The sequence below is a fragment of the Sphingomonas sp. MMS24-J45 genome, assembly GCF_044881195.1.
Taxonomy (GTDB): Bacteria; Pseudomonadota; Alphaproteobacteria; order Sphingomonadales; family Sphingomonadaceae; genus Sphingomonas.
The window spans coordinates 2,643,109-2,655,810 of sequence record NZ_CP173255.1; the positions used below are offsets into that span (position 1 = coordinate 2,643,109).

Consider the following 12,702-nt stretch of genomic DNA (forward strand, 5'->3'; position numbering starts at 1 on the left):
CTGCGGAATCAGTGAACGAACCGCGCGACGACGTCGCGATAGGAGCGTGACACCTTCACCTGCGCGTTCGATTGCAGCACCAGGAAGCATTCGCCATTGGTGTGCGGCTTCACCTCTTTCACCAGATCGAGGTTGACGATTGTCGAGCGATGCACGCGCTGGAACCGGCGCGGGTCGAGCCGCCGTTCGAGATCCTTCATCGTCTCGCGCAGCACCAGCGAATTGTCGGCGGTCTTGATGACCATGTAATCGCCTGCCGCCTCGATCAGCTCGATCGTATCGACATCGACGCGGAAGATTTGCCCGCGATCCTTGATGTTGATCAGCTTCTCGAACCGGCTTGAGGAAACCTGCTCGCTTTCACCCAGCGTCTCGACCGAATCGGGCGCAATCTCGGCGATCACTTCCTTCAGCCGGTCGGCTTCCTCGACACCGCGTTTCTCGGTCAGCCGCTGGCGCACGCGGTCGAGCGTATCGGCAAGCCGCGATTCCTCGACCGGCTTCATCAGATAATCGACCGCGTCGGTCTCAAACGCCTTCAGCGCGTGATCGGAATAGGCCGTGACGAACACGAACAGCGGCGGTTCGATCTCCATCAGCCCCTGGACGACGGAGAAACCGTCAAATCCGGGCATCTGGATGTCGAGGAAAACGAGGTCGGGCTTATTGGTCTTGATCGAACGGATCGCCTCGCGGCCGTTCTGGCAGGTGTCGATGATCTCGACGTCTTCGTGCGCGGCAAGGCGCAAGGCGAGGCCTTGGGTAGCCAGTTTTTCGTCATCGACGAGGATGGTGCGGATCGTCATGCAAACTCTTTCCTAGGTTCCTCGAGCTGGAACGGGATTTCAATCTCGACCCCGAAACCGCCCCCCGGGATCGATCGCATCTCGAAACTATGGTCAGGCCCATATGCCTGGGCCAGTCTCTCCCTGATATTGGCAAGCCCGACCCCGGTTGAAAGGGATTGAACCGCCACCGAAACGCTTGCCGCGTTCTTGGCCGGGTTCAACCCGGGCCCAGTGTCGGATACGACGATCTGCACCCGATCCCCGGCGAGCCGCGCGACCACCGCGATTTCAGCGCCGTCTTCCTGCGGCGTTACCGCGTATTTAATCGCGTTCTCGACCAAAGGTTGCAGCAACAGCGAGGGTAAACGCGCTTTGGCCACCCTGGGATCCACCTCGAAGCTTGGGCGCAGCCGTTCCTCGAAGCGCATTTTCTCGATTTCGAGATACAGTTTCAGCGTCTCGAACTCTTGCTGCACCGTCACATGCGCGGTCGGCTCGTTGGCGAGCGTGTAGCGCAGGAACGACGACAGCCGCCCGAGCATCGCATTGGCGCGCTCGGTTTCCTTGAGCAGCACTAGCGTCGAGATCGAATTGAGCGTGTTGAACAGGAAATGCGGGTTGAGCTGATAGCGCAACATCGCAAGCTGCGCCGAGGATGCGGTCGATTCCAGTGCCGCGAGCTGATCGATCTGATCCTCGACGATCAAATAGAAATTGATCCCGAAATAGAGCGCGGTCCATCCGGCGAGCACGGTGAAATTCAGGAAGATCGTGCCCAGCACCAGCGGCAGGGTCAGGCCGGGTGATGAATCGCCCACGAACGAAAACGAAAAGGCGTCGAGCACCGCATAAACCAGCGTCGCCACCGCCAGCGTCAAGACTGTCAGCATAGCCATCGCAAAGCGCGGCTGGCGCCGGTAATAATGGTACAGCGTCGAAAGCAAGAGCGTGACGCTATAGCCGATGATCGATTCGAACACGACCGGGACGAGCCGCTTCAAATCCTCGGTCCCGCTGATGCTCGACACGGTCGAGACGCCGCGCAGGATCAGATAGCCTGTCCACCCAACCGCCTGGAGCGTCCAGAAGGCGCGGCTCTTGTCTTCGAAGAACGGCCGCGAGAAGATCGCGGGGCGGGTGAATAACGGCATAGCGGCCTTCTAGCCCGGCTGGGATCGATGCGCAAAGTGCGGTACGATGCGCCCGAACTCCCCTCCCTGGAAGGGAGGGGACGGGGGTGGGTTGGTATGGGGGAAGGGCAGACGCCGCCTCAGGCCAACCCACCCCCAGCCCCTCCCTTTCAGGGAGGGGAGCAAAAAGAAGAAGAGGAGAGAGAGCCATGAACCACCAGCCCGAGCGCGCGCAGTTCACCGCGATGGAACACGGCACGCAGGAAGATTGGAACCTGATTTCCAGCCATTTCGGCCAGTTCGCCCGTACCTTGCCGAGCCGCGTGCTGACGCATCTCAGCTTGCTCGACGGCGATTATGGCGGCTTCCCGGTCGATCGGCTGCAGCATTCGCTGCAGACCGCCACGCGGGCGCATCGCGACGGGCGGGACGAGGCCTATGTCGTGATGGCGCTGCTCCACGACATTGGCGATACGCTCGGCACCTATAACCATCCGGAGATCGGTGCGGCGATGCTGCGGCCGTTCGTGTCCGAGGAGCTGCACTGGATCGCCAACACCCACGGCGTGTTCCAGGGCTATTATTTCTTCCATTACATCGGCGCCGATCGCGACCTGCGCGAAAACTACCGCGGCCACCCGCATTTCGAGGCGTGCGCCGAATTCTGCGAGAAATACGATCAGGCGGCGTTCGATCCGGCCTATGAAAGCGCGCCGCTCAGCTTCTTCGAACCGATGGTCGGTCGCGTCTTCGCCCGACCGATCAACTCGATCTATGCGAAGATCGGGGAGACGGAGGCGGCCTGAGCCCCGGGGCGTCTTCAAACGCAGGCACAAAAAGGCCGCCGTCCCATCCGGGACGGCGGCCGATTTTTTGTCGGTTATGGCGGCTTAGAAGCCGACCTGCAGCGTACCCGTGATCGAGCGCGGCGTGCCGATCACTGCATTGCCGACCTGATAGCGGTTGGGCAGGCCGACGAAGCCCGACGAACCGCTCAAGCCACCGATATAGTTCTTGTCGAACAGGTTGCTGACGTTGAGCTGGAAGAACGTCCGGTCGTTGTTGACGAGCTTGCCCAGATTGATGCGCAGGTCGAGATCGACAAGCACGTAGCTCGGGATTTTCGCACCGTAGATCTGATATTCCTGAGCGTTTGGATTGACCGATGCGGCCGGAACGTTTGCCGCGGTCGGGCACAGACCGCCCACCGTCGACAAGGTCGCGCCCGACGTGGAAGCAGCATTGACGCAGGTGTAGACCGGCCGGTTTTCGTCGTTGACGTAACGGCCACCGGTGTACTTCGCTTGGATGCCCAGGTCGAAAATATCGATCGTTCCCTGCGCACGACCGCCGAACATCCAGTCGGGCGAGCCGCCTTCACGCTTGCCAGCCGTCTGGAAGAACGTCGTCGTGTAGGTGGTCGTCCCGTTGGCAGTGGTGGCGATGGTGCCAGCTTCGGTGTTGTTCTTGATCTTCGAGTGCAGATACGAACCGAAGACATAGAGCAGCAGGTTGCGCGTCGGACGGTAGCTGAGCGATGCGTCTACGCCGTATTTATCGACCGGGCCGAGATTGCGGTACACGCTGGTATCGCTCTCGATGTCATAGACCGACACCGTGCGGTTCTGGAACTTGGTGTACCAGCCGGCCAGCTGTGCCTGCACCTTGCTCGTCGTGTAGCGCACGCCGAGGTCGAAGCTGTCGGTCGTTTCCGGCGCGGGGCGCGATTGCGGCGTACCGTCGGGGTAATACAACGAGTTGTACAGGTTTTCCGTGCCCGGAACCGACAAGCCCTTGGCATAGCTTGCATAAGCGCTGATCGCCGACGTCACGTTGAAAGTCGCGCCGACGTTTGGCAGCACCCGGTTGTAGTTACGAACGCGACGCTGCGGGCCGGCGAACCCCACGACGCAGGCGTTGGCGACATTGGCGCACGAGCCGGTGGTGGGACGTGCCACACCGCCGACCGTCGTAACGCTCGGCCCGAAATAGGTGTAGGGGTTTGCCGCTGCATAGGTGGCGGCGCCGCTCGGCGTTACGCACGCCACGTTGCCGTTGGCCGCGACCGTGAAGCAGTTCTGGTTGAGTTCACGACGGAAGAACGGTGCACGGACGCCAAGCGCGACGGTCAGCTTCTCCTCAAGGAACTTACCGCGATACTCGCCCGACACCTGGTTCAGGATCGCGTAGGACAGGCGGTCGCGCTTTTGCAGCGTCTGGCCGGTTGCATCCTTCAGCGGATTGTTGACCGGGAACACATCGAACGGTTCGCCATTCTGCTGCACCAGGCCAACTTCACCGGTCTGGCGGTGACGCCCGTAATCGACCGTGTAGTTCACACGAACGCGCTGCGTGTCCGAAATCTCATAGGCGAGACCGACGACACCGACATAGCGGCGCGTCTGCGTCTGGCTCGGCGAGATTCCGAGGATCGTATCCAGACGGTCGCCGTCGCCGTTAAGATCGCGACCGACGTAATAGCCAAACCCGGCCGGCGAAGCGTTGCCAGCGTTCGGCCCGGAATTGATGACCCCGGTCAATGCTTCGGTAGCTGCGGTTTGCGACAGGTTTGCTGCGCTTTCGAGCAGGCTGACCGTGCCGCCGCCATTGGCCTTGGTGTACTGATAGCTGGCGTCGACCGACAGGATCAGGTTCGGGATGATCGTGAAGCGCGAACCGAAGCGTACGTTGCCGGTGTTTGACGGATTGTAACGGCGATCGAACTCGGTGCCGCAGCTTGCGCCAGCCGTTGGTGCGGTCGGTGCCACGGCAAGAACGTCGGCGATCCCTGGCCGAGCGATGCTGTTCACCTGGCATGGCGCATTGATCGTATAGTAACGCTCTGCCGCCGTGATCGGCGCACGGTTGGCACTGTTCGGACCCGCGATGCGCGCCAAATTGGCCGCTGTGTTGGCGGTGGTAACGGCGTTCGCGAACAGATCGTTGCGCAGCGGCACCGACCCGAGGAAGTTGTTGCGGTTCTCGTTCCACTGGCCGGCGATCGACAGGAAGTCGCCATTGCTGCCCAGCGACTTGTAGAAGCGTGCGTTATACTGCTGCTTGCGCAGGCGGCCGTAGTTGTTGAACGGGTTAAAGGCTTCGATCTTCGAACCCGAGAAGAAAGCGCGGATGCCGGTGTGTGCGATATCACCGGTGTCGACCATGCCGAACACGCGGAAGATGTCGCGCGTCAAAGGATCGCCGCGGCCGGCATATTGGCCGTAGGTCCCGCTGGCGATGACGCCGAACTTCTCGGAGGGGATGCGCGTGCGGATGTTGACGGTACCGCCGACGGCCGAAGCGGTCGGGCTATCGACGTCGGTCGTGCCCAGGTTGACGCTGACAGACTCAAGCGTCTCAGGGTCCTGCTGCTGGTTCGAATAGATTGCGTAATTGCCGGTGTCGTTCAGCGGAATGCCGTCGAGCGTCTGCGAGATGCGCGTGCTGTCAAAACCGCGGATCGTGAACGTACCGCCGGCGGCACCGGTCGCATCGTTATTCTGGAAGCTGACGCCGGGGACCAGATTGATGATGTCGTTGACTGTCTGGCCAGGGCGGGCGCGGCTCAGCAGTTCCGAACCGATCGTGATGCGCGTCTTGGGGACATCAGGAATGATGACGTCTTTTTTCGTTTTCGTGCCAGTCACGACGATGTCTTCGCCGCCCTTGTCGAAATCCGTCGAACCCGTCGACTGCGCATATGCAGCGCCCGGAATCAGCAGCGCGGCAAAGGCCACGCTCGTGAAAAGCTTCATCTTCATGGTAGTCCCCTTAGGATTCATATCGCATCTGGGGGTCGGCGTACCTCGCCGTACAACCCCGTCGGCGCTGCCCTTGCACGTAATATATTTCCGTTGGATGACAGTCGAGTCATCTACCGGGGAATGTCACAATCGGTTTGTGCTGCGTTGCAAAAAAGCATCACCGCGCCGGTTGTGCTCATCGCGCGGCGGCGACGATCTCCGCCCACCCTGCCTCGTCGATCACCGAAACGCCCAATTCCGCGGCCTTTTTCAACTTCGAACCGGCGCCAGGCCCCGCCACCACCAGGTCGGTCTTGGCCGAGACCGATCCCGACACGCGCGCGCCTAGCGTCTCCGCCTGCGCCTTGGCCTCGTCGCGACTCATCGTTTCCAGGCTGCCGGTGAACACCACCGTCTTGCCGCTGACGGGCGACTCGCGCACCGTTGAGACATAAGGCGGCGGGGACACCTGCCCGAGCAGGTCGGCCCAGGCCTCGCGATTATGGGACTCCGCGAAGAAATCGATCAGCGCTTCGGCAACCACCGGGCCCACGCCATCTACCGACTCGAGTTCGGCGCGCGCTTCGGGCGTATCGTGCGCGGCGATGGCGATTTCGGCGATGCGCTGAACCGTGCCGAACGCCTTGACCAGATCGCGCGCGGTCACCGCGCCGATATGCCGGATGCCCAGCCCGAACAGGAAGCGCGCCGGATCGGGCGCGCGCTTCGCCTCGATCGCCGCGAGCAAGTTTGCCGCCCACACGCGCCCGTCCTTCTTGCGCGCGAGCAGTTGCGCTTCTGTCAGGCGAAAAATGTCGGCGGGTGCGTGAATCAACCCGTCGTGGAAAAAATCCTCGATCTGCTTGAGGCCCAGCCCCTCGATGTCGAGCGCTGCCCGGCTGACGAAATGCCGCAGCCGCTCGATCCGCTGCGCCGGGCAAATCAGCCCGCCGGTGCAGCGGATATCGACTTCGCCCTCTTCGCGCACCGCATCGGACTGGCATTCGGGGCAGACGGTCGGGAAGGGCCACGGCCCCCGGCTCGCATGGGGCGTACAATTCTCGACGATCTGCGGGATCACGTCGCCCGCGCGTTGCAACACGACGCGGTCGCCCGGCCATACGCCGAGCCGCGCGATCTCGTCGGCATTGTGCAGCGTCGCATTGGTGACGACCACGCCGCCGACCGTCACCGGGGTCAGCCGTGCGACCGGCGTCAGCTTGCCGGTGCGCCCGACCTGAATGTCGATCCGCTCCAGCGTCGTCTCCGCCCGTTCCGCCGGGAATTTGTGCGCCAGCGCCCAGCGCGGCGCCTTGGCAACCGCACCCAAGCGCCCCTGCCAGTCGAGCCGGTCGACCTTGTAGACCACGCCATCAATGTCGAACGGCAGATCGGCGCGCTGATGCTCGATCGCGGCATAGTGCGCGAGCGCCTGCTCCATGCCGTCGGAGCGGATCAGCAGATCGCTGACCGGCAACCCCCAATCGGCGATCGCCTGCATCACGCCGAACTGCGTGTCGGCGGGCAGCGCCGATGTCTCGCCCCAGCCATGCGCGAGGAAGCGGAGCGGGCGGCTCGCGGTCACCGCCGCATCCTTCTGGCGCAGCGATCCGGCGGCGGCATTGCGCGGATTGGCGAATTGCCGCGCCTCCTTGCCCGTCTCCTCGGCCTCGGCCAGCAGGCGGGCGTTGAGCGCGGCGAAATCGGCCTTGGCCATATAGACCTCGCCGCGGATCTCGAAAATGTCGGGCGCGTTGCCGCTCAGGCGTGCGGGAATATCGCCGATCGTCGCGACATTGGCGGTGACATCCTCGCCCACCTGACCATCGCCGCGCGTGAGCGCCTGCACCAACCGCCCGCCTTCGTAGCGCAGCGAACAGGACAGGCCGTCGATCTTCGGCTCGGCGGTCAGCGCAACCGGCGCATCCTCGGCCAGATTGAGAAACCGCCGCACCCGCGCGACGAATTCGTTGGCTTCATCGGCGGAAAAGCCATTCTCCAGGCTCATCATCGGCCGTGCGTGCGCAACCTTGGCGAGATGTGCGGCGGGTGCGGCCCCAACGGCCAGCGACGGCGAATCGCTGCGCACCAGATGCGGAAATGCCGCCTCGATCGCGGCATTCCGCCGCGTCAGCGCGTCATAGTCGGCGTCCGAAATCTCGGGCGCATCGTCGGTGTGATAAGCGCGATTGTGGTGCGCGATCTCCCCGGCCAGCCGCGCCAGTTCGGCGGCGGCATCTTCATCGGTGGCGGGGAGGGGGGTGCTCATGCCCGTTGGCGTAGCGGAGGGCGCCGCGCCGGATCAAGCGGCGAACGTCACGCTTCCCGTTTGCCCTGAGCCTGTCGAAGGGCTCCGCGCCGTATATCGGGCATGTGTTGTGGCACACAGGGCTTCGGCAGCCCCGGATCTAGTCCGGGGCCGAACGGGATAGGTTTAAAACTCGACGTTCTAATCCTCGCTGGAATCCATTTCGGCGAGGTGCTTGGCTTCTTCGTTGACCGATTTGCGCTCGGCGGTCTTTTCGGCACGCGTGGCCATTTCGTCCCACGATTTCGCGGCGCGAAGCCAGCGATCGCGGACATTGTCCAGCGTTGCGGCGGAAGCGTCGGACTCGGCCTGGCGGGCGCGGTCACGATAGAAGAGGGCGGTGCTATTCGTCGGAGGTCTCCACGACAATGTGAGGAAATGGCGGGTGTCGCGGCGATGCCCGCAAAGGCACCGTTCGCGACACCCGCGATAGGCTTAGGCCTGCGCGAGCTTGACCGCCGACATCTTGCCGCGACGGTCCTCTTCCAGCTCGTACGAAACGCGCTGGTCGCGATCGAGCGTCGCCATGCCGGCCGCTTCGACCGCGCTGATGTGGACGAACGCGTCGCCACCGCCACCCTCGGGCGCGATGAAACCATAACCCTTGTCGGCGTTGAAGAATTTAACGGTGCCGATAGCCATAACTGATTCCTTTGGTCCCGGTGCAAGACCGGATGGGGCCGAGATCGAAGACGAATGCGACGTCCGGCCCCGGCCGGCGCATCCGATCACGTGCAGTCAACCGCGCGCGGAGGCTCCGCGGCGGGCAGGCTGACTGAAAAGGAGATTAAGAGGGGACAAAAGCGCGCATCCGATGCCAGGCAAGCGGGAGCGCAGAAAGTCTCTCAGCCGCGCGATGCTTGAGGGCAGACTCGCGCGATGGATGCACTGTAGCAGAGTGTTACGCGATTGTCGCGGTTTCGATTCTGCAAAGCTTTTTGTCACCCCGGCCCTGTGCCGGGGTCCACCGGGCGGCTTGGTGTAACGCAAATTTTGACGCCCGCAGGTGCGGCTTGCTGGACCCCGGCACAGGGCCGAGGTGACAATCGCCTCACGCCGTCTCCAGCAACCGCTCCGCCTGCGCCCTTGCCTCGGGCGTAATCGTCGCGCCCGACAGCATCCGGGCGATTTCCTCGCGACGGGCGTCCTCGTCGAGCGTCGTGACGCCGGTGCGGGTCACGGTCCCGTCATGGCTCTTGGCGATCAGAAGATGATGCCCACCGCGCGCCGCGACTTGCGGGCTGTGGGTCACGACCAGCAACTGCGTACCCCCGGCCAGCCGGGCGAGCCGCTCGCCGATCGCGCTTGCAACGGCACCGCCGACGCCGCGGTCGATTTCGTCGAAGATCATGGTCGCCGCCCCGCCTTGCTCGGCAAGCGCGACCTTCAGCGCGAGGATGAAGCGCGACAATTCGCCGCCGCTCGCGATCTTGACCAGCGGTGCGAACGGCGCGCCGGGGTTGGTCGAGATTTCGAACTCGACCCGGTCCTTGCCCGCCGCCGACCAATTCTCCGTTGGCGCAGGGGCGACGACGGTGCGAAATCGCGCCGCGTCGAGTTTGAGCGGTACCAGTTCGCCCTTCACCGCCGCATCGAGCCGCAGCGCGGCCTCGGCGCGCGCCGCGCTCAGCGCATCGGCCGCCGCATCGTAGCGCTTCCGCGCGGCGGCAAGCTTCGTTTCCAGCGCGGCCAAACCCTCTTCGCCCGCCTCCAGCGCCGCCAGCTTCGCTTCAAGATCAGCCGCAAGCTCGGCCAATTCATCGGGCTGCACCCGGTGCTTGCGCGCCATGCCGCGCAGTTCGAACAGCCGTGTCTCATCGTCTTCCAGCGTCGCCGGATCGAACCACAGGTCGGCCTTTGCCACGCGCAACCGCTCCTCGGCGACCGCCCCTTCGATCACCGCCCGATCGATCGCCGCCAGTGCTTCGGCCAGGGCAGCATGATCGCCCGCAATCCGCTCCAGCACGCGCGCCGCCTGGCGGAGCTGCGACAGGCCACCGTCCGATCCCTCCAGCCACGTCTCGATCGCGGCTAGGTCCTCGGCGATCTTTTCGGACCGCTGCATCGTGCGGCGGCGGTCGGCGAGCGTTTCCTCCTCGCCCGGCTCGGGGGCGAGCGCGCGGAGTTCGCCAACGGCATGTTCGAGCCATTCGCGGTCGCGTTGTGCAGTGTCGATGCTCGCGCGCGCGGCGGTCAGCGCCCCTTCGGCATCACGCCACGCCTTATAGGCAGCAGACGTCGCACCGGTATCGACCCGGCCGAACGCATCGAGCAACGCGCGATGCCCGCGCGCGTTGAGCAATCCGCGATCGTCATGCTGGCCGTGGATTTCCACCAGCCACGTCGCCATTTCGCGCAGCAATCCGGCGGATGCAGGCTGATCGTTGACGAACGCGCGGCTGCCGCCATCGGCCTTAACGATGCGCCGGATCAGCAGCGGTTCACCGGGTTCGACATCGAGCCCGTTTTCGGTGAGCAAGGCGACGATCGGCCCATCGGCGGCGGGCGTGTCGAAGGTCGCGGTGATGACCGCTTGCGCCGCGCCCTGCCGCACCAGCCCCGCCTCGCCGCGCGCGCCGAGCGCCAGGCCCAGCGCATCGAGCAGGATCGACTTGCCCGCGCCCGTCTCCCCCGTCAGCACGCCGAGACCGGGCCCGAAATGCAGATCGAGCGCCTCGATCAGTACGACATCACGAATAATGAGAGAGTTCAGCATCGTGCCGCCCCCTTTACCCGAGCTTTGCGTGTTCCGGTATCGTTCTTTTTACGCGCAGCAGGTCAATTGGGCTTGGGGCTGCCCGGATTGTTCGTGGCGGAGGAGCCGACCGGTGCCGCACTCGTATCGCGGTCGATGTCGCGCTTCTTCTTGAGATCGACCTCGGCTGGCGCTCCGGCATTGGGCACGACTGGCTGACCCGTCGCGATCGCGGCGACGGCGACCGGGGGATGCTCGTTCGACAGCTTGTAGGCACGGCTATACCATTGCGTGCCGGGATAGTTCGCGCCGAGCACGGCCGCCGATTTGCGCGCTTCCTCCGGCACGCCGAGCGCCAGATACGTCTCGGTCAGGCGCATCAGCGCTTCGGGCGTGTGCGTCGTCGTCTGGTAATCGTCGACCACCTTGCGGAAGCGACCGTTCGCAGCAAGCCACTGACCGCGCGTTTCATAGAAGCGCCCTATCTCCATTTCCTTGCCGGCCAGATGGTCGCGCACCAGATCGATCTTCAGCCGCGCATCGGCGGCATAGCGGGTGTTGGGGTAACGCCGCGTCAGCTCGCCCAGCGAATCGAGCGCTTGCTGGGTAATCTTCTGGTCGCGCGTTACGTCGCTGATCTGTTCGTAATAGCCGAGCGAGATGAGATAATAAGCATAAGGCGCGTCGCGGTTGCCCGGATGGACCGACAGGAAGCGCTGCGCGGACTGGATCGACGAGGTATAATCGCGCGCCAGATAATAGCTGAACGCGCTCATCAACTGCGCACGACGCGCCCAAACCGAATAGGGATGCTGCCGCTCGACCTCGTCGAACAGGGCCGCCGCAAGCTTATATTCCTTGTTGTCCAACCGCTTGCGCGCTGCCGTGTAAAGCGTGCCGACATCGCGCGCGACATACGGAATGTCGCCCTTGGTGCGGTTGCGCGCGCAGCCGGTGGTGGTGAGCGCGGTTCCGGCGATCAGGACGACCGCAAGGCTGCGGAACAGGGGCGAGCGGGTAAGGGGGGTACGCATCGGCGCTGGTCTTAGCGCAAGCGCGCGGCGGCGAACAATCCTTAATCGGCGAACGGATCGCTTGGTGCGAATGGAGCGTTGGCGTTATGACCGACTGATTGGAGATTGCCCGCCGTGACTGCCACCCTGCTCGCCACCAAACGCGTCGAAAAGCCCTGGGGCCGCACCCGTTTGTGGCCCGGTTTTGCCGACCCCGCACCGGGGGGCGAGAAAATCGGCGAAGTGTGGTTCCAGACGCCGCACGCGGGCGAGCCGGAACTGCTGATCAAATATCTGTTCACCAGCGAGAAATTGTCGGTGCAGGTCCATCCCGACGATGCGCAGGCACGAGCAGCGGGCTACCCCCGCGGCAAGGACGAGGCATGGCTGATCCTGGCCGCCGAACCCACATCGACCATTGCGATCGGCACGCTCGCGCCGATGACGCACGAGGAACTCCGCGCTGCCGCGCTCGACGGGTCGATCGAGCACAAGCTCGACTGGAAACCGGTCAAGGCGGGCGACTTCATCTACAACAAGGCGGGCACGATCCACGCAATCGGGGCGGGCATCACCTGCGTCGAAATCCAGCAGAATGTGGATCTGACCTACCGCCTCTACGATTATGGCAGCGACCGCGAATTGCACCTCGATGCAGGCGTCGCCGTGTCCGACGCGGAGCCGTTCGTGCCCTTGCCCACGCCTGCGAAGGATAGTGGGGATCGGCAAATCCTCGCCGAAGGGCCGAAATTCGTCGTCGAACGCTTTGCAGGCGGCCACCGCGTGGTGGACTTGCCCGCGGGCGTGACCGGCTGGTTCGTCCCCGTCGCAGGGATGGGCGCAGTCGATGGCGTGCCTTGGAAGGCGGGCGAATGCCTGACGCTGACAGGCCGCAGCGAAATCGCTGCCGATGCGGGGAGCGATCTGTTGCTGGCCTATCCGGGCGACAAGCGGCTTTAGGAATCTGCTTCACCGCCATTAATCCTATGCTCCTTCGGGGCCCAGTCGCAAAACAGCAGTTGGTC

10 protein-coding genes are annotated in these 12,702 nt (G+C 63.9%); 2 read left to right on the forward strand and 8 right to left on the reverse strand.

Translation table 11 applies throughout. The annotated features are described in order from the left end of the window. Positions 1-8 precede the first annotated feature (8 nt). Both AB5I39_RS12835 and AB5I39_RS12840 read right to left on the reverse strand, forming a co-directional pair. Positions 9-806 carry a LytR/AlgR family response regulator transcription factor gene (locus AB5I39_RS12835; protein WP_404367455.1) on the reverse strand — a complete coding sequence of 266 codons (798 nt, stop codon included), beginning with the start codon at positions 804-806 and terminating at the stop codon, positions 9-11. Continuing rightward, a complete protein-coding gene (locus tag AB5I39_RS12840; protein ID WP_404367458.1) occupies positions 803-1,939 on the reverse strand; it encodes a sensor histidine kinase in 1,137 nt (378 codons plus the stop codon). The genes AB5I39_RS12835 and AB5I39_RS12840 overlap by 4 nt, the downstream gene beginning before the upstream one ends. Positions 1,940-2,127: 188 nt before the next feature. On the opposite strand from AB5I39_RS12840, the gene AB5I39_RS12845 reads away from it, so the two are divergent. Continuing rightward, on the forward strand, positions 2,128-2,724 hold the full coding sequence (locus tag AB5I39_RS12845; RefSeq protein WP_404367461.1) for an HD domain-containing protein: 597 nt from the start codon (positions 2,128-2,130) through the stop codon (positions 2,722-2,724). An 84-nt stretch (positions 2,725-2,808) separates the two neighbouring features. Here AB5I39_RS12845 and AB5I39_RS12850 read toward each other — a convergent pair whose 3' ends face one another. The 6 genes from AB5I39_RS12850 to AB5I39_RS12875 all read right to left on the reverse strand — a co-directional run bounded on the left by AB5I39_RS12850 (position 2,809) and on the right by AB5I39_RS12875 (position 11,698). Next, positions 2,809-5,679 (reverse strand): TonB-dependent receptor, encoded by a 2,871-nt coding sequence (locus AB5I39_RS12850; RefSeq protein ID WP_404367463.1) that lies wholly within the window; start codon positions 5,677-5,679, stop codon positions 2,809-2,811. 178 nt (positions 5,680-5,857) lie between these two features. Then, on the reverse strand, positions 5,858-7,930 hold the full coding sequence (gene ligA / locus AB5I39_RS12855) for an NAD-dependent DNA ligase LigA (protein ID WP_404367466.1): 2,073 nt from the start codon (positions 7,928-7,930) through the stop codon (positions 5,858-5,860). Between the two features lie 180 nt (positions 7,931-8,110). Beyond that, the gene (locus AB5I39_RS12860) at positions 8,111-8,338 is read right to left on the reverse strand and encodes a hypothetical protein (protein ID WP_404367469.1); all 228 of its coding nucleotides are present in this window, start codon (positions 8,336-8,338) and stop codon (positions 8,111-8,113) included. Positions 8,339-8,404: 66 nt separating this feature from the next. After that, on the reverse strand, positions 8,405-8,611 hold the full coding sequence (locus tag AB5I39_RS12865) for a cold-shock protein (protein WP_176496810.1): 207 nt from the start codon (positions 8,609-8,611) through the stop codon (positions 8,405-8,407). A 409-nt stretch (positions 8,612-9,020) separates the two neighbouring features. Beyond that, positions 9,021-10,685, reverse strand: a complete 1,665-nt coding sequence (gene recN, locus AB5I39_RS12870; protein ID WP_404367472.1) for a DNA repair protein RecN — start codon at positions 10,683-10,685, stop codon at positions 9,021-9,023. A 62-nt stretch (positions 10,686-10,747) separates the two neighbouring features. Then, a complete protein-coding gene (locus tag AB5I39_RS12875) occupies positions 10,748-11,698 on the reverse strand; it encodes an outer membrane protein assembly factor BamD (RefSeq protein ID WP_404367475.1) in 951 nt (316 codons plus the stop codon). A 114-nt stretch (positions 11,699-11,812) separates the two neighbouring features. On the opposite strand from AB5I39_RS12875, the gene AB5I39_RS12880 reads away from it, so the two are divergent. Continuing rightward, positions 11,813-12,637 carry a class I mannose-6-phosphate isomerase gene (locus AB5I39_RS12880; protein WP_404367478.1) on the forward strand — a complete coding sequence of 275 codons (825 nt, stop codon included), beginning with the start codon at positions 11,813-11,815 and terminating at the stop codon, positions 12,635-12,637. Positions 12,638-12,702 lie beyond the last annotated feature (65 nt).

Coding starts and splice junctions, on each gene's coding strand:
- AB5I39_RS12835 (WP_404367455.1), bottom strand. CDS start 806: ATGACGATCCGCACCATCCTCGTCGATGACGAAAAACTGGCTACCCAA.
- AB5I39_RS12840 (WP_404367458.1), bottom strand. CDS start 1,939: ATGCCGTTATTCACCCGCCCCGCGATCTTCTCGCGGCCGTTCTTCGAA.
- AB5I39_RS12845 (WP_404367461.1), top strand. CDS start 2,128: ATGAACCACCAGCCCGAGCGCGCGCAGTTCACCGCGATGGAACACGGC.
- AB5I39_RS12850 (WP_404367463.1), bottom strand. CDS start 5,679: ATGAAGATGAAGCTTTTCACGAGCGTGGCCTTTGCCGCGCTGCTGATT.
- ligA (WP_404367466.1), bottom strand. CDS start 7,930: ATGAGCACCCCCCTCCCCGCCACCGATGAAGATGCCGCCGCCGAACTG.
- AB5I39_RS12865 (WP_176496810.1), bottom strand. CDS start 8,611: ATGGCTATCGGCACCGTTAAATTCTTCAACGCCGACAAGGGTTATGGT.
- recN (WP_404367472.1), bottom strand. CDS start 10,685: ATGCTGAACTCTCTCATTATTCGTGATGTCGTACTGATCGAGGCGCTC.
- AB5I39_RS12875 (WP_404367475.1), bottom strand. CDS start 11,698: ATGCGTACCCCCCTTACCCGCTCGCCCCTGTTCCGCAGCCTTGCGGTC.